This window comes from Mucilaginibacter sp. 22184 (genome assembly GCF_052045695.1).
Classification (GTDB): Bacteria; Bacteroidota; Bacteroidia; order Sphingobacteriales; family Sphingobacteriaceae; genus Mucilaginibacter.
In genome coordinates this window covers 275,407-294,527 of record NZ_JBQEPI010000001.1, presented here as the reverse complement: position 1 = coordinate 294,527, position 19,121 = coordinate 275,407, and the positions used below count along the sequence as shown (strand labels likewise).

20 protein-coding genes are annotated in these 19,121 nt (G+C 42.3%); 6 read left to right on the top strand and 14 right to left on the bottom strand.

Annotated elements, in window-relative coordinates; genetic code table 11:
- Nucleotides 1-136 precede the first annotated feature (136 nt).
- Nucleotides 137-709, top strand: a complete 573-nt coding sequence (locus ACTJKG_RS01210) for an RNA polymerase sigma factor (protein WP_172336071.1) — start codon at nt 137-139, stop codon at nt 707-709.
- Complete coding sequence (locus ACTJKG_RS01205; protein WP_440738123.1) at nt 699-2,084, top strand: carboxypeptidase-like regulatory domain-containing protein; 1,386 nt, start codon at nt 699-701, stop codon at nt 2,082-2,084. Before ACTJKG_RS01210 ends, ACTJKG_RS01205 begins: the two co-directional genes overlap by 11 nt.
- A 184-nt stretch (nt 2,085-2,268) precedes the next feature.
- Here the strand turns inward: ACTJKG_RS01205 and ACTJKG_RS01200 are convergent, their stop codons facing one another.
- From ACTJKG_RS01200 to ACTJKG_RS01165, 8 genes are all read right to left on the bottom strand, one after another.
- The gene (locus ACTJKG_RS01200) at nt 2,269-3,000 is read right to left on the bottom strand and encodes a DUF4197 domain-containing protein (protein ID WP_440738122.1); all 732 of its coding nucleotides are present in this window, start codon (nt 2,998-3,000) and stop codon (nt 2,269-2,271) included.
- 42 nt (nt 3,001-3,042) lie between these two features.
- Nucleotides 3,043-4,053: an inorganic phosphate transporter gene (locus tag ACTJKG_RS01195; RefSeq protein WP_172336074.1), complete on the bottom strand. Its 1,011-nt coding sequence runs from the start codon at nt 4,051-4,053 to the stop codon at nt 3,043-3,045.
- A 20-nt stretch (nt 4,054-4,073) separates the two neighbouring features.
- Complete coding sequence (locus ACTJKG_RS01190) at nt 4,074-4,724, bottom strand: DUF47 domain-containing protein (protein ID WP_172336075.1); 651 nt, start codon at nt 4,722-4,724, stop codon at nt 4,074-4,076.
- A gap of 47 nt (nt 4,725-4,771) precedes the next feature.
- On the bottom strand, nt 4,772-5,836 hold the full coding sequence (locus ACTJKG_RS01185) for a sensor histidine kinase (protein WP_172336076.1): 1,065 nt from the start codon (nt 5,834-5,836) through the stop codon (nt 4,772-4,774).
- Nucleotides 5,837-5,845: 9 nt separating this feature from the next.
- On the bottom strand, nt 5,846-6,544 hold the full coding sequence (locus ACTJKG_RS01180; protein WP_440738121.1) for a methyltransferase domain-containing protein: 699 nt from the start codon (nt 6,542-6,544) through the stop codon (nt 5,846-5,848).
- Nucleotides 6,545-6,562: 18 nt separating this feature from the next.
- Nucleotides 6,563-7,687, bottom strand: a complete 1,125-nt coding sequence (locus ACTJKG_RS01175) for an NAD(P)/FAD-dependent oxidoreductase (protein ID WP_440738120.1) — start codon at nt 7,685-7,687, stop codon at nt 6,563-6,565.
- 3 nt (nt 7,688-7,690) lie between these two features.
- A complete protein-coding gene (locus tag ACTJKG_RS01170; protein WP_172336079.1) occupies nt 7,691-8,800 on the bottom strand; it encodes a type III polyketide synthase in 1,110 nt (369 codons plus the stop codon).
- A 97-nt stretch (nt 8,801-8,897) separates the two neighbouring features.
- A complete protein-coding gene (locus tag ACTJKG_RS01165; RefSeq protein ID WP_440738119.1) occupies nt 8,898-9,437 on the bottom strand; it encodes a YceI family protein in 540 nt (179 codons plus the stop codon).
- 154 nt (nt 9,438-9,591) lie between these two features.
- Between ACTJKG_RS01165 and ACTJKG_RS01160 the strand changes: the two genes are divergently transcribed.
- Nucleotides 9,592-10,476 carry a UbiA family prenyltransferase gene (locus tag ACTJKG_RS01160; RefSeq protein WP_440738118.1) on the top strand — a complete coding sequence of 295 codons (885 nt, stop codon included), beginning with the start codon at nt 9,592-9,594 and terminating at the stop codon, nt 10,474-10,476.
- A gap of 3 nt (nt 10,477-10,479) precedes the next feature.
- Here the strand turns inward: ACTJKG_RS01160 and ACTJKG_RS01155 are convergent, their stop codons facing one another.
- From ACTJKG_RS01155 to ACTJKG_RS01135, 5 genes are all read right to left on the bottom strand, one after another.
- Nucleotides 10,480-11,790, bottom strand: coding sequence for a carbohydrate porin (locus ACTJKG_RS01155; protein WP_440738117.1), 1,311 nt, complete (start codon nt 11,788-11,790; stop codon nt 10,480-10,482).
- A gap of 126 nt (nt 11,791-11,916) precedes the next feature.
- Complete coding sequence (locus tag ACTJKG_RS01150; protein WP_172336083.1) at nt 11,917-12,570, bottom strand: HD domain-containing protein; 654 nt, start codon at nt 12,568-12,570, stop codon at nt 11,917-11,919.
- A gap of 121 nt (nt 12,571-12,691) precedes the next feature.
- Nucleotides 12,692-12,931 (bottom strand): helix-turn-helix domain-containing protein, encoded by a 240-nt coding sequence (locus ACTJKG_RS01145; protein WP_172336084.1) that lies wholly within the window; start codon nt 12,929-12,931, stop codon nt 12,692-12,694.
- Between the two features lie 218 nt (nt 12,932-13,149).
- Nucleotides 13,150-13,647 (bottom strand): hypothetical protein, encoded by a 498-nt coding sequence (locus ACTJKG_RS01140; RefSeq protein WP_172336085.1) that lies wholly within the window; start codon nt 13,645-13,647, stop codon nt 13,150-13,152.
- The gene (locus ACTJKG_RS01135) at nt 13,648-14,820 is read right to left on the bottom strand and encodes a THUMP domain-containing class I SAM-dependent RNA methyltransferase (protein ID WP_172336086.1); all 1,173 of its coding nucleotides are present in this window, start codon (nt 14,818-14,820) and stop codon (nt 13,648-13,650) included.
- A gap of 90 nt (nt 14,821-14,910) precedes the next feature.
- On the opposite strand from ACTJKG_RS01135, the gene ACTJKG_RS01130 reads away from it, so the two are divergent.
- The 3 genes from ACTJKG_RS01130 (at nt 14,911) to ACTJKG_RS01120 (ending at nt 18,160) form a co-directional block, all read left to right on the top strand.
- A complete protein-coding gene (locus ACTJKG_RS01130; protein ID WP_166092703.1) occupies nt 14,911-15,279 on the top strand; it encodes a DUF3127 domain-containing protein in 369 nt (122 codons plus the stop codon).
- A 257-nt stretch (nt 15,280-15,536) separates the two neighbouring features.
- Nucleotides 15,537-17,345 carry a sensor histidine kinase gene (locus ACTJKG_RS01125; RefSeq protein ID WP_440738116.1) on the top strand — a complete coding sequence of 603 codons (1,809 nt, stop codon included), beginning with the start codon at nt 15,537-15,539 and terminating at the stop codon, nt 17,343-17,345.
- A gap of 122 nt (nt 17,346-17,467) precedes the next feature.
- Nucleotides 17,468-18,160 carry a response regulator transcription factor gene (locus tag ACTJKG_RS01120; RefSeq protein WP_172336088.1) on the top strand — a complete coding sequence of 231 codons (693 nt, stop codon included), beginning with the start codon at nt 17,468-17,470 and terminating at the stop codon, nt 18,158-18,160.
- Nucleotides 18,161-18,183: 23 nt separating this feature from the next.
- Here ACTJKG_RS01120 and ACTJKG_RS01115 read toward each other — a convergent pair whose 3' ends face one another.
- Nucleotides 18,184-18,795, bottom strand: a complete 612-nt coding sequence (locus ACTJKG_RS01115) for a hypothetical protein (RefSeq protein ID WP_172336089.1) — start codon at nt 18,793-18,795, stop codon at nt 18,184-18,186.
- Nucleotides 18,796-19,121 lie beyond the last annotated feature (326 nt).

Sequence of the window (19,121 nt, the reverse complement as noted above, 5' to 3'; positions counted from 1 at the left end):
GTGATTTTTATAGCTACAGAACCTCATCTGCATATTTGCACATCTGAAATCTGCGTATTTGCTTTCATTTTAATAAGGATGTTACAGCAGCTTAATTTCCATAAACGATTTAAAAAATTTATTTTGGCGCTGTTTAATGACCAATTTTATCAAACCAAATAAATTAAGTTCATCAACTGATGCCGAACTGCTATCTGTTTACCGTAATAGCGGTGATATTGCTGTTTTGGGACAATTGTATGAAAGGTATATGCCCCTTGTTTACGGTGTTTGCTTAAAATATCTGAAAGACGAAGAGCTGGCTAAAGATGCCGTTATGGGCATTTTTGAGGAATTGGTTATTAAGGTAAAACAGCATGATATAGCCATATTCAGAAGCTGGTTGTATGTATTGGGGCGCAATTATTGCTTGATGCAGTTAAGGAGCGGTAAAAAATTAGAAGTAGTTGCTTTGGATGAGGTTATGGAATTTACCCCGCTTTTGCATCCTGATGATAATAACCGTGAAGAAGCCTATAAAGCGTTGGAACGTTGTATTGAAAAACTAACCGGCGCGCAGCAGCAAAGCATCGATCTGTTTTACTTAAAAGAGAAGTGCTACAAAGAGGTGGCTGATATAACCGGGTTTAGTTTAAATGAGGTGAAAAGTTATATACAAAATGGCAAACGAAATTTAAAAATTTGCCTGGAGAGAAGCAGTGAGCAATAAAAAGGCCGACATATCGCAGATCAGGAAGTACCTTAACGGGGAGCTTAATGCTACCGCTATGCACCAGCTGGAGCAGGAAGCGCTTGACGATCCGTTTTTGATGGATGCCCTGGAAGGTTACGAAGCTATAGGGAAAGATCAGCAGGGAAACCTGAACGAACTGGCAGATCGCCTGCAGGAACGTACAGCCGAAAAAAGAGGCCGGGTGACCCCCTGGAAGGTATGGGCGATAGCTGCGTCGGTTTTAGTGGTATTAACCATTGGTGGATTGTGGATGAGAAATTCAGAGCCTACACCTCAAAAAGAAAGAGTTGCAGATGTAGTGGTTACCCCACGAACCGACAAAAAACAATCAATAGCATCTAAAGATACGGTAGTATCATCTACACCGCCTGCCAAACCTGTTGAGACGCGGGTGGCTCAAAACATAAAACCTGCACCGGTATTAAAATCAATCAAACAGCCTGTTGCCAAACCAACTGATAATGCCATTTATCAGCAGGAGATATCAGCAACTGATAAACAGGCTGTTGCTGGTTCGGTATCTTCAGCAGATAATTTAGCTAAACAAGTACCGGCTGCGGCGCCATTACAGTTTAAATCGCCGGCCAATAAAACAGATAATACACAGCAACTAAGCGAAACGGTTGTAATGGGTTATACTTCGCAAACTAAAAAAGATAGCCTGGATAATGCTATAGCCTTAAGAAGATCAAAGAAGGCCAAAACCTATGGATCGTCTGTCTTGCCCGGAAAAGTGGATGGCTTAACAGTGATTCCTGCAGATCCTAAATCACAGGCGGAAGCCAGTAGGATAACAGGTATCATTCTTTCAAAAGGCGATGGTTCGCCAGTGATTGGCGCTGCTATACGTATTAAAGGAACCAACAAATCAACGGTTACAGATGTTAATGGCAAATTTGCCTTATCAGCCTCGCCTGCAAGTAATGAAACCCTGGATATCGCATCTATAGGTTTTGAGCGTAAACAGGTAAGCGCCAAAGTGGGTGATAGTTTAAAGGTTGAGCTCAACGATGCCTCAAACTCGCTCAACGAGGTTGTTGTTTCCCGTGGCCATAAAACAGATGCTGATGATGAGCCTCTACCCGAAAGCGCCCACCCTCAAAATGGCTGGAGCAATTTTAAAAAATACCTGCAAAGTAATGCGGTTTTACCTGATGGTACCATTGGCAACGTAAATGTGAGTTTTACTGTTGGTGTTGATGGATCATTAAGCGATTTTAAGATCAAAAAAAGTCTGAACGCGGTAGCCGATCAGAAAGCTATCGACCTGATCAAAAACGGCCCTTCCTGGGTTGGAAATAATAATCATAAGCCCGAAACAGTATCGGTGAAGGTGAAATTTCAGAAATAGTCTTTGGTTAATTTAAATTGTCATGCTGAACGATAGTGAAGCATCTATTTTCCAATGGTATAGTTCATGAATAGATCCTTCGTTGCTCAGGATGACAAATCTTTGAAATAGGCCTCGCATAGCTATAAAACAAAAAAGAGCAACAAGTTTTCCCATCGCTCTTTTGTTTATTGAAATCTCTTTTTTACTTCTTATTCTTATCAGCAAAAGAAAATATCTTTTGTAATAGAGGCGTGGTGCGGGCACCTAAGTTAGAGCGAATATTCAGCTCTTCCTTAGCTATTTCAATAAACAATCCCGAGATAGCTTTTTGGGTAGTATAATCGCTGATATCCGGGTTCATTTTTTTTACAAAAGGAACTTTGTTGTAGGCCTTGGCAGCATCGGCATAGTACTTGGTGGCATTTACCTTGTCCAGGCTGGTTTGTATCATCGGTTTAAACTTGGCCGTTAACTGTGGGGTGGTGGTGCGTTGGAAATACTGTGTTGCAGCATCCTGGTTACCCAATAAAATATTGGTTACATCCTGCAGTGTCATTTTTTTAATGGCATCTACAAAAATGGGTTTAGCTTGTTTAGCGGCATCTTCGGCAGCACGGTTGAGTGATAATATCACATTGTCACACAATTTACCCATACCCAGGCTGCGTAAGGTTTTTTCGGCTTTTTGAGCTTCCGGCGGGAAAAGTATTTTAACCGCGGCATTGCCAAAAAAGCCGTTAACCGCCGATAGCTGATCTGAGCTTTTACCTGTAGCTACTTCAAGTGCCTGCTTAAGGCCGCTATTGATTTCGGAATTACTTGGCGTGGTTTGTACGGGTTGTACGGCCGCCTGTGCTGTTTGATTCAGGGTATCAACGCTGGCCACTGTTATAAACGCCAGCATCCCTGTAATTACTAAAAACTTTGCTCTCATAATTGATTTAAATTTAGTAAAAAAATGCAGGCGTGAAAAAGATTATCCTATCAGGTGTATCAGTGCAAATACCCCACCGGCAATAAGCGCTGATATAGGGATGGTAATGATCCAGGCCCAAACCAGGTTGATAGTAACCCCCCAGCGTACGGCCGAAACCCGTTTTGTTAAACCAACACCTATGATAGAACCTGTGATAGTATGCGTAGTTGAAACTGGGATACCAAATCTTTCTGTGATAAACAGGGTAACTGCACCGGCAGTTTCGGCGCTTACGCCTTCTAAGGGAGTTACCTTGGTGATTTTGGAACCCATGGTTTTTACAATTTTCCAGCCACCAGACATGGTTCCGGCGGCAATAGCGGTATAGCAGGCCAGCGGGATCCACTCGGGCATCGGCGCTCCGGATTTGATCACACCGGAGGTGATCAGGGTTACGTATAAAATACCCATTACTTTTTGAGCATCATTACCACCATGTGCAAAACTTAGCGCGGCGGCAGATACCAGCTGTAATCTTTTAAACCAACGCTCTGCAGCAGCAGGCCTGGCTCTTTTACAGATGTGTAATATTAAAATAGTGATCACATAAGCAATGGCCAAACCAATAAAAGGGGCCAGTACAATGTAGGCTATAATAGTTAAAACGTAATGCATTTCAACCGCATTTAACGGGTTAACGTGCATATAAATGGCATTGGCCATACCCGCGCCTGCAAAGCCGCCTATAAGCGTATGCGATGAGCTAGACGGTATACCGAACCACCAGGTGATCAGATTCCAGGATATAGCGGCAATTAAGCCTGCAAGTATTACATGAATGGTCACAAACTGTTCCAAAACAATTTTTGAAACGGTATTGGCTACCTTATGATCTTTGATAAAAAAGTAAGCCGCGAAATTAAATACCGCAGCCATCAGCACCGCTTGGAAAGGCGTCAGTACTTTGGTAGATACGATAGTGGCGATGGAGTTTGCAGCGTCATGAAAACCATTGGTATAGTCAAACAGAAGGGCAAGAACAACAACAACAACAAGTAGGGAGGTAACCATTTAGTGATGATTAAGTATGCTTAAGCGTTTTTAACTAAAATTGATTCCATAACGTTGGCAGCGTCTTCGCACATATCTGTAGCGGTTTCAAGTGCGGCCAGTATTTCTTTGTATTTGATGAGGCGGATAGCGTCTTTTTCATACAGGAACAAATCGGCCACGGCACGGTCAAACACGTAGTCGGCCTGGTTTTCCACACTATTTATCCTGATGCAGGAATCGGCTATGTTACGTACGTTCCTGAGGTCTTTCAGTTCTTTCACGGCTTTTTCAAGGTCGATGCTGGCCTGTAATATCAGGTCGGATAGTTTGCGGATATGCTCATTAAAGTCATCGATCTTGTAAAGACTCATGCGGTTGGCTGCTCCGTGGATATAATCGGCCACATCATCAATGGCTGTAGCCAGCGCGTGTATATCTTCGCGATCAAATGGGGTGATAAAGTTTTTACCCAGTTCCAGGTATATCTGGTGGGTAAGCTCATCGCCTTTGTTTTCCAGCTTATCTATCTGTTTATAAAGATCTTCCTGTGTGGCCGCATTGTTAGAGTTAACAGCCTCAACCAATACGGTAGCCATGGTAACTACATTGCTTGCCGCCTGCTCAAATAAGGGAAAAAATATCTTCTTGTCCTTGGGTACAAAGTATTGGAATATGCTGTTAAGTGACATAATGCTTTAAATTGGGATAAAGGTACGTTTGCTATGTTAAGTTAATGTTAACTTTTCAACACGGGTATATTGGGTAAATGTAAGGCTTGTTTGGCAATTTGCAGGGTAAAGCCAAAGGTCGAACCGAGGCCTTCGGTACTGCGTACATTGATGGTTTGCTGGTGTGCTTCGATAATGTGTTTTACAATAGCCAGTCCTAAACCTGAGCCGCCAATCTGCCTTGAACGGCTGCTATCAGTACGGTAAAAACGCTCAAATAAGCGCGGCAGGAACTTTTCTTCAATGCCTATACCATCATCGGTTACCTCAACCAGCACCTGGTCATGCAGTACAAAAAGGCTTACCGAGGTATTGCCTTCTTCTTTGCCATACTTAAATGAATTGTCTATCAGGTTAACCAGTACCTGGCGTATTTTTTCGCGGTCGGCGTATACCAGGATGCCTTCATCGTATTTTTGTTTAAATATTAATTTAATATGGTATTGCTTGCCTTTGATCTCCAGTGATTCAAAAACCTCTTTGATGAGATCATTGATCTTGAATTTGCTGTAATTGATGGGTATCTCGCCCGATTCCAGTTTGGAGATCTCATCCAAGTCCTTGATCAGGTAGCTCAGGCGATCCACATTTTTTGAAGCTTTTTCCAGGAACTGACGGGCCATTTCACGGTCTTCAAAATCATCATCCTGCAGAGCCTCGATATAACCTTGTATGGCAAAAAGCGGTGTTTTGAACTCGTGCGATATATTGGAAAGAAAATCACGGCGGAATTTTTCCTGCTTGCGCAGTTCGTCAATCTCGATCTTTTTTTGTTTAGCCCATTCTTTTACTTCCGATTCTACATCGTTAATAGGGTTGGCGCTTACATGCTCGCCAAGGGCATCACGCAAATCGCGACCCAGCTTTAAGTTGTGGATGAGTTTGTAGATGAGTTTGATGCGCGAATAGATGTATTTTTCGATGAGGTAATAGAAAACCACATAGCTGGTAATAAGGGTAGCCAGGAAGGTTACCATAACATCGTACCACTTGTGCTGAAAATAAAAGTTAACGGCAGATAGCGTAATTGCCACGCCCAGGGCGGTTATTAAAACCAGTACACGCAAATTCATATCGTAAAGTTACGATTTGTAGATGATTAACTGCCAGCGGAATGGCCAATGCCATGTTAAATTATAGTTATCAATTCCTGCATTTTTCAATAAGTTAACCAATTCAGCTTTTTTGAAGGCGCGTTTTACAGAAAGCGGCCCATCGTTACGGGCCATTTTGCTCCGGGTAAAAACATGGGTTATCACGATGATGGCATAGTACAAGAGCCAATGCCGGTGCAGATCGGTAATGATGATGCCTTTGCGGGCTGATGCCTGCATGTTTTTAATAAGTCTTACCCATCGTTCATCATCAAAATGGTGCGTAAACAGGCTGCTGATAACGATATCACAGGTTGGAATGTGGTCTGTATCCGTGATGACATCGGCCTGCACATAATCAATATTTGAAAACGCGACTGATTCCCGGCGGGCAAAGTTAACTGCGGTTGGCGCGGCGTCGATACCGGTTAAATTTAATTTTAAATTGTTTTTAGCGCCCCATTTGGCAATGGCAATTAAAGCATCGCCGCCACCACAACCCCAGTCGCTGACGGAATAGCCGGTGTGAATGGGGAAATTCTTTAATGCTTTTATGATGTTTTTATGCCCACCCAGGAGAGAGTTTACCTGCCCCAGGCCCGCTAAAACAGGATCGATCTCACTGGCGGGCAGATCAAAATCGTCCATTATTTCGGCATCGAAGGCACGTATAGTTAAATCAGGCATATAGTGAATACGTGGCTATCAGGCAAAAGGTTTGCCGTGAGTTTGGCCGATCAAAAACCGGGATACCGGAGGCAGGCCATTCAGGATATTTAAGGTGAGTGCTGTAGTGTTGTTATTGCCAAATAAACGCTGTAATTGCCGGCCAACCCAAAGGCGACGGGCAAACTCCTTATTCCAGCTATAGGTATAATCAGCTTCGAGCGCCGCGCGTTTATCGGCAGTAAATTTTGTGGGTTGATAATGGGCGATGATCTTTTCGGACAGGATCTTGGCCGAATGGATAGCCATGGTCATGCCGTTGCCGCAAAGCGGGGCGATCATCCCGGCAGTATCACCGCTCATCAGGATATGATCTTCAACCGGGGCCTTTTTTTCGAAGGATATCTCATTGATCACCTCGGGCTTGTCCAGCAAAAACTCAGCATTACTAAAAATATCATCCAGGTAGGGGTTTTTGCGGATCACGTTCTGCTCAAGACCTTCCAATGTGCCGTGTTTACGAAGATCATCCCGGTGGGCCATATAACACATGCAGTAACGGTCGCCATCGGTTTTACTTACGCCGCAATAGCCATCCTTATAATTGTTGAGCTGGATAAGGTCATCCGGAAAATCCATCCGCACGTGAAACTTCACGGCCAGGTACGGACTGCGTTTATAAAAAAAAGGACGTTTTAGTTTTTGATCAAGATTGGATCGTTTACCAAAAGAACCGATCACCAATGGGGCGGTCAGGATATTGCCGGGTGTAACTACCTCAAAGCGTTCATTAAAAAAACGGATATCTTCAACCCGCGTGCCGGGCATCACGTTTACACCTTCGGTCATGGCCTTGTGGTACAACAGGTTATCAAAAGTGTAACGGCTTAGGCCAAAACCACCCAGATCTAATTTTTGTGAAAGTTTGGTGCCGGATACCGCGGTTACTTCCAAACGATTGATGCGGGCCACTTGTAGTGGTTCCAGGTCGATATCTAAAGCGCTCAGAAAGGGGATTACTTCGTTGGAGATATATTCGCCGCATACCCGGTGTGTGGGATACGTTTTTTTTTCGATCACGGTAATTTTAAGACCAGCCCGATTGAGTAAAATGGCATTGAATAAACCAGCCAAACCGCCACCTACTATGATTACATCGCTCATGGTTTAATGCATTTCAAGTATCATACCCTCTACAGTTAAACCAGGTCCAAAAGCAAAGCTCATGATCTTTTGTTCCTTCAAATTTTGCGCAGCAAGCATTTTTTGCAGCACAAATAATATGGTGGCTGATGACATATTGCCATACTCCTGCAGGGTTTGGTAAGCAAAGGCATTGCTTTCTTCGGGAAGTTCCAATGCAATTTCGACGGCTTCCAATATCTTACGGCCACCCGGGTGCACGGCATAAGCGGTGATCTGCTCTGCTCCCATTTTTACTTTATGCAGAAAGCGTTCCATCAGGGCACCAATATGTTTTTTGATCTGCTTGGATACTTTGGAGGTGAGTATCATCTCGAAACCGGTATCGCCCACATGCCAGCCCATATCGTCGCGGGCCTCGGTCACAAATTCGGTATAAAAATTCTTTAAAGAAAAATAAGTTCCTTTACCCGAGCGATTGGCAGTATTCTCCACTAGAACAGCCGCTGCGCCATCGCTGAACAGGGAGTTAGCCACCCAGTTATCAAGCGTATTAACTTTTTGGAAGTGAAGGGTACACAGCTCAATACTTACTATGAGTACTTTGGCTTCGGGATTAGCCCGGCAAATATAGTCGGATACTTTGAGCGCGTTGATGGCGCCATAGCATCCCATAAAATTGATGCATGTTCGCTCGGTATCGCGGTTAAGGGGTAGTTTTTCCACCAGCTCAATGTCAATACCCGGCGCATGCATGCCCGTACAGCTAACGGTGATGAGGTGAGTGATCTGTGGTAGAATGTCCTCATCAAAACCGGCAAGGCAATTCTGTACAGCCTTAACTGCAATGGCGATAGCTTCTTTCTCGTAAAGGTTCAACCGTTCTTTAGTACCAGGGAAAGGTTCCAGATCTGCCGATTGTTGAAAGAAAGTGTATTGGGACGGATCGCCCGCGCCAAAATCAGGGATCACCGAGTAGCGATGATCAATGCCGGAATGATCATAAATACTTTTCAACCGGGCGGCGTTGGTTGCGTCCAAGCCAAAAGCATTCACCATAAAATGGTAAATGTCATTCTGAGCTATTCGATTATTGGGATTTGCTATCCCAATGGCACTGATGCAACTATCCATCTATATATTTTTTTAGTATTTAGTAATTAGTATCAAGTATCAAGATTTTTGATAATTCTACTTGAAAAACAGCTTCGGTCATGATACTTGATACTAGCTACTTGATACTACTTTCCACATTTACCGTAACCGTGGCCTCATCTGCCAGCACCATACTGCTACTGCCTAAGCCAAAATCCCTGCGGTTTATTTTAAAGTTACCGTTAAATACCGCGGCATTACCTTTTTCAGTATAAGTAAAAGGCACCTCTATCAATTTTGTCTTGTCTTTTATAGTTACGTTAAAACTACCGGTATAGTTGTCTCCGCTTTTATGTTTAAATGATACCGACTTTAGCGTGATCTTTGGATAGGTAGCTATATCAAAATAATCAGCGCTTTTGAGGTGCGTATCACGCATCTCGTTATCTGAATTAATTGTGGCGGTTTCAACGGTGGCTGTGATATTGCTGCCAGTAAGATCTGCAGGTTTAAATTGCACATCGGCTTGCAAACCACTAAAAGTGCCGGTACAACTGATACCCATATTTTTAATCTTAAAGCTAATGGCCGATTTGGTGATCGTTGTTTTTACCTGTGCAAAGCTGTTTGTTACTAAAAAAGCTAAAATTGCGGCGATATAAATTTTTTTCATCATGAATTACGAACGTACTTTCAAACATAACATTTTATAAGGCTCCATTTTTTACATTCGTAATCACAAGGCAACCATGTTTACTATTATTACGTTAATGAGGTTATGAAGGGTTGCCTTCATGGTTTAAATAATATTTAACATAACGGCCTGATAAATGAACCTGAAACAGTTAATACCTACCCGCTCGGCATGGGCGCATCTGCGTTTTGTGTTTTCTGTTTTTTTGCTCCCGGTATACCTGTTTGCTTTTAGTCAGGCGCATGACGTTCATGTCGGATCGGCAATCTTGGTTTTCTTTATCTGGCATTTGCTGGCTTTCCCGGCCAGTAACGGCTATAACAGTTATTTTGACCGCGATGAAGAAAGTATTGCCCTGCTGGCCAAACCGCCTGAGGTAGATATCAGCCTGTATTATTTTTCGATATTGCTGGAGGTAGTTGCTTTTTTACTGGGTTTTCTGATCAGCTGGGAATTTGCTTTCGCAGTATTGCTTTACGGCATTATGTCGAAATTGTACAGCCACTCGGCTACACGGTTGAAAAAATATCCGATCATCAGTTTTTTAACGGTATTCTTTTTCCAAGGGGCATTTATTTATTATACCACTTATTCTGCTTTAAACGGATCAAGTCTTTTCGGGCATTGGGATGTGGATTTTATAGTTGCCGGTGCCATATGTTCCTGCCTTATCGGCGCATCATACCCGCTTACCCAGATCTATCAGCATGCCGAAGATAGCCGTCGCGGCGATCGGACGATCAGCCTTTTGCTGGGCTATAAAGGTTCGTTTATTTTTTCGGGAGTATTGTTTGCCCTAGGGATAGCGCTATCCTTTTATTACTGGCGGATGCAAGGCATGATGCTGAATTTTTACTTCTTTCTGCTATGCGCCCTACCTATATTTTTATTTTTTAACTACTGGTTTTACAAAGTTGGCCAATCAACCAAAAACGCGGATTATAAAAACGCCATGCGCATGAATTTTTTGAGCTCGGCCTGCATGCTGCTTTATTTTGGGGGGCTGGCGATATTTGGATAGATATTAAAACTCTACGTGAACCCTTAACGATAGTACGTTTACCGGGCCACGGTCTTTATTGTAGGCCGGATTTAGGATAAACTGGTAATCGGGCGTAAGCCAGACTTTCTTTTGATAGGCATTTAGCTTATAGTATAATTCTGCTATCATCTCGTGGCCATAGTTCAGTTTGCCATCGCCAATGATAAAACCGTATCCTCCGGCAGCCAGGTAATCGCGGTGTGGGGCCGAAAGTCCGTTTGCTACAAAAGCTAAAGCCAACTCATCATCACTACGTTTCCAGGAAGTACCTTTGAGTACGCCCCCAAAACTTAATGAACGGTCGATCTCGGTAAAATACCAGGTTTCGGTTTTGCCGTCGTTATAGCTTAATTTGGCAAATACGCCAAAGTCTTTACTCAGGTATTGGTCGGCACTGATGCCAAAGCCATATTTATGCTTGCCGTAGGTAAGGTTGGTGTCCACTACCGGGTTTACCGGGTTTTTGGCTAGCGCTTCGCTATAAATACCCATTTTGCCATTGTTCCGGAAGCCTAATATCCGTACGGTGCCTTTGTTGCCATTTATAGTATGACGATGCTCATATTCCAGTGTTTGGGTATTGGCTTTGCCTATTTTAGCATCCCAGATAGCGCCATTAGCCGAAGTTGTCGACATAGTGAAGGCAAAGCGCAGTGTCCAGTTGGGTTGTCCAAGTTCAAAATGACTACCCAAAACATAACCCCGTGTATTAGCCGGATAATCCCAGGCGCCGTTATCCATTAAAGCCCAATTCATGAATTGTGAACGTGGGTCATGGCTAAATTCGTTGCCGTCATAAAAATCGGCCATGCCAAATTTACCAACGGTAACGGAAAAATAGCGTTTGCTTTTCAGTCCGGCCAATTGGTTGTTATCATCGGTTAGCGTGTCTTTTTCTTTGCCCCACTCAAAATTCTGGGTAAAATACAAACGGGCGATATATATTTTAGGCTCTGTAGCGCCTACCCTAAAAGTTTCGCCGTTAGGAAAACCCGCTGCACCCAGGGTTTTGCTCAGGCCCGATCCGCCGGATAGTTCCGGATTAAAAAAAGCCTGCGCCCCTTTCCATAAGCGGGCCGCGCCAAAAAGGGTGGTGGTGATGGAGCTTTGTGTTTCTGATTTGGTAAGCAAACTGTTGGCCCCGGTATAGTCGGCGCCAAATGATGGCTTGTATTGGGTAATGATAGTTTGCTGGAAATGGAGATTAAAACGCTGTTGTTTCAGGGTATCCTGTGCAAATGCAAATAAGGTAATATTCAGCAGGAGAGCAGTTAGCAGTATCGTTTTTTTCATCAGCGTAAATCGTTTTTTAAGATGATGAAGCTATCCATGAGCCGTTTTACCCACTCCGGTTTATGAGCCTTTAGCTCATGATGGTTTCATCAACCTCAAATTTTGCGCAAATAAACTAAACTTTATTTAGTTTATCATTCCGCATTCATTATAAAATTGATTTAAATAGGCTTCCATGAAATCATGGCGTTGTTGCGCCAGTTTTTTACCGGTGGCGGTGTTCATCTTATCTTTCAGCAATAGCAGCTTTTCATAAAAATGGTTGATGGTGGGAGCTGTGGTGTTTTTATACTCCTCTTTGCTCATGTTCAGGTTAGGTTTGATCTCGGGATTGTACAGTTCCCTGCCTTTAAAGCCACCGTAGGTAAAAGCCCGGGCAATGCCAATGGCGCCAATGGCGTCAAGACGGTCTGCATCCTGTACAATGGCCAGTTCAGATGAGTGAAATGTTGGTTTATCAAAACTTGATTTGAACGACATGTGCCGAATGATTTGCTGTACATGCTCAATCACAGCTGCATCCACATGCATGCTTTGTAAGTAATTGCCAGCCGTACGCGGACCTATCTCTTCATCGCCATTATGGAATTTACTATCGGCAATATCATGTAATAAGGCTGCCAGTTCAACCGTGAGCAGATCGGCATGTTCGGTTTGCGCTATTAGTTTGGCATTAGTCCAAACGCGTTGTATGTGCCACCAGTCATGGCCGCCTTCGGCATTTTTGAGTGTTTCGCGTACAAAGTCTACGGTCGAGTTGATCAGTTCACTGTGTTCCATCGGCCAAAAATACTAAAAAGCTTAAAGCCGAGGGTAGAAAGCTAAAAGCTTTAACTTAATAGTTTATAACCGGGTGTTGCTTCATTAAGCTTTAGGCTTTCTGCCCTCGGCTTTCAGCTTCTCAAGCGGCTACTACTTTTTCGGTCTCGATCAGTTCATGAACATCTGAGCCCAATATAGCGGCTATTTGAAAAAGGCGCTCCACCGTTATTTTAGTATAGCCCAGTTCAATTTTGCTATAAGCGTTTTGCGATATACTCAATTTTGCCGCAAGATATTCCTGCGTATAGTTCAGGCTTTCTCTGGTATGCCTGATATTGGCTGCAATAGCCTTTATTTTGAAATTCAGCATCTCTTTCATTCACGTAATAGATTGGTTATCTAATAACTAACGAAACTAATACGCGTATGGATTTTTATTTTTTATTTTTAATTGAATTTTTTTAACTGATGAATGTGTATTGTCTTGATATTTAAACAAAAGACGAAAAAAATATTTTATATAATAACAAGAAAAAAGCCCATGATCAACTCAATAATCACGGGCTTTTTTTGTTATTATATATTATTCTATACTTATTATTCTGGTAAATCGTAGCTTACAACAACCGTTGGTAACAGGGTGGCATACTCCAAAGGCACCTGGTTGTAGGATATAATGGGTTTACGCTGACTGTAAAACCTATAAGCTTCCTTGATAGTAGCGTTACTGGCCATAGCCGGCGGATTAAAACTGATAGAGAAGGGGATAATAAAATCGTGCAATTTTTCACGATCAGGAATCACCCATTTATGGTTTGATTTTTTAAGTGCCTCAATAATAGGCAGGGTGAGCACGTAATCATCGGCATAATAAACAATTATTTTTTTGATGGTGCCCTTTTCATCAGCTGTAAATTTAAATACGGCAGTGCCGGTTGCTTTCTTGCTGATGATCTCTGGCGTTACTTTCAGGCTGTCTCTGAAAAAACGGGTCATTACGGCACCTCCGCCCTGAAACGGAAATGCCAGTTCGGTTTGTGCGTGGCAATAAGCTGATAGTAAAATAGCAGCCGATAATAATATGATCTTTTTCATTTATACTTCTTTTGGTTCTCTTTTGCTGCCTTCATACAGCTCATATTCCAGTAAGCGGCAATCCAGTTTGCCATTGTAAAATTCAATTCTGCGCGATGGGCGAAGACCGATCTTTTTAGCCAGATCTGGATTGCCCGTAAAAATATAACCCCGGTAACCCAGGCATTTCTTTTTCATGAAATCGCCCATGCGTGCATAAGTAGCCTCCAGTTTGGAATGTGTACCCAGGCGCTCGCCGTATTCGGGGTTAAACATCACGATGCCTGCATCCTCGGGTACTTCGGTGTCTGCAAAATCACAAACGCTAAAATCTATCAAATGGTCTACACCCGCGGTTTTCGCATTTTTTTGGGCAATGTCCACCGCATCGGCAGATAGATCTGTCGCGATGATCTTAAAACCGGTTTCCTTTTTTGCCTTATCCTTTAATTTACGGCGTTCGGTAAAAAATACGGTTTCGTCATATCCTAAAATATGCATAAAACCATAGTTCATCCTGAACAGGCCCGGGCATTTATCGGTTGCCAGCAGGGCCGCTTCAATAGCCAGTGTGCCGGATCCGCACATGGGGTTAATAAAAGTGCTTTTCCTGTCCCAGCGGGTAGCCATTACGGTTGATGCAGCCAAAGCTTCCAGCATAGGCGCTTTGCCCGGTATTTTGCGATAGCTATGCTTGGCCAGTGTTTCGCCCGATGTATCAATAAAAATATCGGCGTCGCTATCCTGCCAGTACAGGTGTATCAGTGTTTTATTGGCTTCGGCGCCCGAGTTGGGGCGTATGCCTTTGATGGATTTTATCCTGTCGGCGATGGCGTCCTTAACTTTTACGTTGGCAAACAGCGGGGTAAGGATGTGTTCGTTATTTACGTTTGATGATACCGAGAAATAGCCAGCAAAATCAATCAGTTTTTCCCACTCAATGGTCACCAACTCATTGTAAAGCTGTGCCGGATCATCGGCTTTAAAGCTTTTGAGCAGATAAAGTACCTGGCTGGCGCAGCGCAGGTTAAGATTAAGGGCGATGGTATCGGTTATGGTACCTTTAAGCTCAACGCCGGTCTGAAAAACACGGGTTGGTGTAAAACCCAGGGACTCAACTTCCTGCTGCAGATAAGGCGACAGCCTTTTATTGCATGTAATGACGATTTTACTCTCGGTGTGGAAAACTTGCATATTTATTTTGCGAATTTATAAATTAAAAACACCCTATTTTAATTTCTTATCTATTAACTTTACATTTTAAATTTTTTTGAGAAGATTATTATGGAAGTTAAAGGTAAGGTATATGAAGTGTCGCCAACAGTGCAGGTTACTGAATCACTTAAAAAACGCGAACTAATACTTGAATATATTGAGAACCCTCAATATCCTGAATATTTAAAGTTTGAAGCTATACAGGACCGTTGCGCCCTGCTTGACGCTGTTAAAGTAGGTGACGATGTGGAAGTATTCTTTAACCTGAAAGGTCGCCCGTGGACTGACAAAACAGGTAAAAAAAGCTATTTCAATTCATTACAATTATGGCGTGTTAATGCATTGGCGGCAGGTGCCGGCAGTGCCACAACACCAGAGTACGCTGCACCATCGCCAGATATCGCTTCATCAGCCGATGATGATGATCTGCCGTTCTAATTTCGCTGTGCGATAAGATATTGTCAATTTTGAAAGGCCCCTTTTAAGGGGCTTTTTTGTTTTGTTATTTGCGCTACACCCATCGGCCAGTATGCACTTCTCATTGCATTTTTGTATATTGTATAATATGGTTTGTTTATGAATCAATGATAGCCAAAATGTTATAGGTCAAAAGGTTATTGCCGGCAGCTAATTGTTAAAATTTGTTAAAAGGGGCTGTGGTACGGTTATTTTAAAATAATTTTGCTTGTTAACAAATGAAGAAAAGAAGCATCGGTTTAATAATTGGGTTAATGGGTTTTGCACTGCTGGGTGTAATGGCCATGCAATTATACTTTTTGCGGCAATCATACCAGATGCAATCAGAATTGTTTGATCGCTCGGTAAATGAGGCGCTTAACAATGTGGTGTCAAAAGTGAGCAAACAGGATGCGCTTAACTTTTTAAATAACAAAGCCCAAAAAAATGTTGCCAATGCCAGCAGCGACAATACCGGGATACGGGTGGTAAAAAGCGATGCCAATAAACTGTATCTGCCTAAAAGAAGAAAACAGAGCCTGCGCGAAAAAAAGATCGCTCTTTTGCGCGATAGTTTGGAGCGGATGATCATGCACAACAAAATGGATGATGAACTGGCCAATCTGTTGCAGCAGGAAGGTACGGTAGATTTTCAGGTAAAGGTAGAGGAATATACAGATGAATTTGGCGTGGTTCATGGCCGTTTTACCCCTCAAATAGTACGTACCCGCATCAGCGGAGCTGTGCGCGCCAGAAAACTGCATAAATATGATACCCTGAGATATGTATATATCGATCCGCAGTTTGGAAAACAGCTGATCTCGTTACCCCGTATCAATCCTTTATGGCAACGTGAACAGATCCGTAAGCAAAAGGAACGCCAGGTTGCCCAGATCAAGAAAATGCTGGAAACAGATTCGCTGCAAAATATCAACAGCGGTAAAACTACTGTTATCGAGAACCTTGCCGAAGAATACCGAAAAACAGGCGAGCCCTTAAATAAACGTGTAAATCCTTTCTGGATAGATTCACTGCTGCGCTTTGAACTGCATAATAAAGGCATCCCTTTGCCTTTTAGCTATGAAGTGCTAACCGCCAGCAACGATTCGCTCATATTTTCGAGTGCTACAGATAATGATGGTAACAAGCCGGTTTTTATTGCCGCCAACACTTATCAAACGCCCATTTTTAGTAAAGATGTGATCAACGATCCGGGCAAGATCAGACTTACTTTTCCGCAAAAAAATTCATTGATATTGCGCAACATGACGGCTACCATGGGTACTACCGCCGGACTATTAGTGGTACTGATATTTTGCTTTGGTTACACCATCTTCTCGATACTTAAACAGAAAAAAGTTTCGGAAATGAAGATCGACTTTATCAATAATATGACCCACGAATTTAAAACCCCGGTATCCACCATCATGATAGCCAGTGAGGCTTTAAAGGATGCGGAGATCTCTGAAGATAAAAGCAGGGTGTCTCGTTTGGCCAATATTATTTTTGAAGAAAACGCCCGCCTGGGTAGCCACATTGAACGGGTACTTAATATAGCGCGTATTGAAAAGAACGATTTTAAGCTGGATAAAAAGCCCCTGGATGTGAATGATATGGTAACGGTGGTATTGGATAGCATGGCCCTTAAACTGCATAAGTGTAATGCCAAAACCTCGCTTGATCTTACAGATGAAAATACAACCATCATAGCTGATGAACTGCATTTTTCAAACGTGCTGTATAACCTGATTGACAATGCTATAAAATATAGTGCAGACACGCCCGATATCACTATAACCACATTGGTTAAAAACGGGCAGGTACTTATCCAGGTTGCCGATAAAGGCATAGGTATGAGCCGTGATCAGCAAACAAAGATATTTGAGCAGTTTTATCGCATCCCTACCGGAAATTTGCATGATGTGAAGGGTTTTGGCTTAGGCTTAAGCTATGTGAATACTATTGTAAAAAGATTGAACGGCACCATCAGTGTAAAATCTGAAAAGGATAAAGGCTCTGAGTTTGAACTTAAATTTGCGTTGGTATAAGTGTGTAGAGAAATCCGATAAGTCGGAAAAGCAAAAACATGTCGAATCTAAGGCTTGGGTTTTAAATAAAAAATAATCTTCCGGATTTTCCGACTTATCGAAATCCGGACTAAAAAAAGCAAATGAAAAAAATACTACTGGTTGAAGATGATAACAATCTGGGTCTGTTACTACAGGATTATCTGCAGTTAAAAGGCAAATTTGATGTTGTTTTGTGTAAAGATGGCGAAGAAGGCCTGCGCGCCTTTACCAAACAGGTATATGACCTGCTGATATTGGATGTGATGATGCCTAAAAAAGATGGCTTTACACTGGGTAAGGAGATCAGGAAGATAAACCCGCATGTACCTATTATTTTCGCGACAGCCAAAGGCATGATTGAGGATAAAATGCAGGCGTTTAACCTGGGTGGTGATGATTATATTACCAAACCCTTCCGTATTGAGGAACTTCTGCTGCGTATTAACGCCATGCTGAAGAGAACCGAGAATACGGAGAAGAAGGAGGAAGAAAAGCAAACCTCATTTAAAATTGGCAAGTATACATTTGATTTTACCCTGCAAACGATCACCATTGGCGATCACCACCAAAAATTATCAACCAAGGAAGGTGAACTCCTTCGCTTGCTGTGCATGCGTAAAAATGAAGTACTTACCCGCGAAGAAGCTTTGCTGAACATCTGGCATGATGATAATTACTTTAACGGCCGTAGTATGGATGTGTTTTTAAGCAAAATACGCAAGTATTTAAAAGACGATCCGAGTGTGGAGATCATCAACGTACACGGCAGAGGATATAAGCTGCTGATCAATTAAATAGCAGCTAAATCATAGTTTAATTATTCGGATTTTACCGGTGTCTTAAAGTATCCACGCAAATGGTACTGAAGGATCACCGGTTTTCTTTTGGGTAAAGATGCGATCTCCTGAAATTCTATATTAATATAGCCGCTGAGAGCCTTCGCTGTTTTATAATTTTTTTGATTGAAGATCAGTTTGCTTTTGGTGATTTTATAGGTTAGGGAAGCATTTTCAATAACATCTTCATAAACAATATCGGGATCAAGATATATTTGATTATTCTTCAATGATACTTTATACTCGCTGCCATATGCGGGTTGTCCGCCCGTAAAGATCAACGTTATTATTCCTTCCTTTTTTGTAGCGTTACAGTAATTTAAGCTATAGCCACCCTGAACATTTGTTTGACAGTTGGCTGTATAATAGAGGTGGGCAGTATCACCCGGTAGTATTTGCTTCCCATCTATGTTTTCAAATTTCCCGTCATTATGTTTTATTATATTCCATTTATAGCCCCAGTTTTTAGTGAATGAAAATCTTGCTTCCGGTATTTTGCCAATAGTTACAGATGATGGGGTTTTAGATTGAGCAAAAACAGGGCAAATCCCAACGGAGGAAAATATTAACAGCAGGAATAACTTTAAGTTCATGGAAATCTTGGTATGAGTTTAAGGTATAACTCAAATATGATCAAATATATCCAAATCTGTTCGGGGTAGCCAATTGCCGAACTTTGGGCGTCTCAAGGCTCGTTTCAGACGCCAAAAGTGGGTTTACATAAAAACCTAATATTTGGCAGTAAATTGAAGTTAATCATTTGATTTTCAACTAAATATAAAAATATTAACCGTAAAAAGTGTAGACCCTGTAAACCCACTTTTTTAATAAAATTGCCCACCTTCCCAGACATTATTTTGAAAACTGTACTCTGGCTATTGCTTGTAACAAATTTGTTAAGAGCGGATTGCTGCATTTT

Excerpts from the sequence above, each read along its gene's own strand:
- ACTJKG_RS01210 (WP_172336071.1), top strand. The coding sequence starts at position 137 with ATGACCAATTTTATCAAACCAAATAAATTAAGTTCATCAACTGATGCC.
- ACTJKG_RS01200 (WP_440738122.1), bottom strand. The coding sequence starts at position 3,000 with ATGAGAGCAAAGTTTTTAGTAATTACAGGGATGCTGGCGTTTATAACA.
- ACTJKG_RS01195 (WP_172336074.1), bottom strand. The coding sequence starts at position 4,053 with ATGGTTACCTCCCTACTTGTTGTTGTTGTTGTTCTTGCCCTTCTGTTT.
- ACTJKG_RS01190 (WP_172336075.1), bottom strand. The coding sequence starts at position 4,724 with ATGTCACTTAACAGCATATTCCAATACTTTGTACCCAAGGACAAGAAG.
- ACTJKG_RS01185 (WP_172336076.1), bottom strand. The coding sequence starts at position 5,836 with ATGAATTTGCGTGTACTGGTTTTAATAACCGCCCTGGGCGTGGCAATT.
- ACTJKG_RS01180 (WP_440738121.1), bottom strand. The coding sequence starts at position 6,544 with ATGCCTGATTTAACTATACGTGCCTTCGATGCCGAAATAATGGACGAT.
- ACTJKG_RS01175 (WP_440738120.1), bottom strand. The coding sequence starts at position 7,687 with ATGAGCGATGTAATCATAGTAGGTGGCGGTTTGGCTGGTTTATTCAAT.
- ACTJKG_RS01170 (WP_172336079.1), bottom strand. The coding sequence starts at position 8,800 with ATGGATAGTTGCATCAGTGCCATTGGGATAGCAAATCCCAATAATCGA.
- ACTJKG_RS01165 (WP_440738119.1), bottom strand. The coding sequence starts at position 9,437 with ATGATGAAAAAAATTTATATCGCCGCAATTTTAGCTTTTTTAGTAACA.
- ACTJKG_RS01160 (WP_440738118.1), top strand. The coding sequence starts at position 9,592 with ATGAACCTGAAACAGTTAATACCTACCCGCTCGGCATGGGCGCATCTG.
- ACTJKG_RS01155 (WP_440738117.1), bottom strand. The coding sequence starts at position 11,790 with ATGAAAAAAACGATACTGCTAACTGCTCTCCTGCTGAATATTACCTTA.
- ACTJKG_RS01150 (WP_172336083.1), bottom strand. The coding sequence starts at position 12,570 with ATGGAACACAGTGAACTGATCAACTCGACCGTAGACTTTGTACGCGAA.
- ACTJKG_RS01145 (WP_172336084.1), bottom strand. The coding sequence starts at position 12,931 with ATGAAAGAGATGCTGAATTTCAAAATAAAGGCTATTGCAGCCAATATC.
- ACTJKG_RS01140 (WP_172336085.1), bottom strand. The coding sequence starts at position 13,647 with ATGAAAAAGATCATATTATTATCGGCTGCTATTTTACTATCAGCTTAT.
- ACTJKG_RS01135 (WP_172336086.1), bottom strand. The coding sequence starts at position 14,820 with ATGCAAGTTTTCCACACCGAGAGTAAAATCGTCATTACATGCAATAAA.
- ACTJKG_RS01130 (WP_166092703.1), top strand. The coding sequence starts at position 14,911 with ATGGAAGTTAAAGGTAAGGTATATGAAGTGTCGCCAACAGTGCAGGTT.
- ACTJKG_RS01125 (WP_440738116.1), top strand. The coding sequence starts at position 15,537 with ATGAAGAAAAGAAGCATCGGTTTAATAATTGGGTTAATGGGTTTTGCA.
- ACTJKG_RS01120 (WP_172336088.1), top strand. The coding sequence starts at position 17,468 with ATGAAAAAAATACTACTGGTTGAAGATGATAACAATCTGGGTCTGTTA.
- ACTJKG_RS01115 (WP_172336089.1), bottom strand. The coding sequence starts at position 18,795 with ATGAACTTAAAGTTATTCCTGCTGTTAATATTTTCCTCCGTTGGGATT.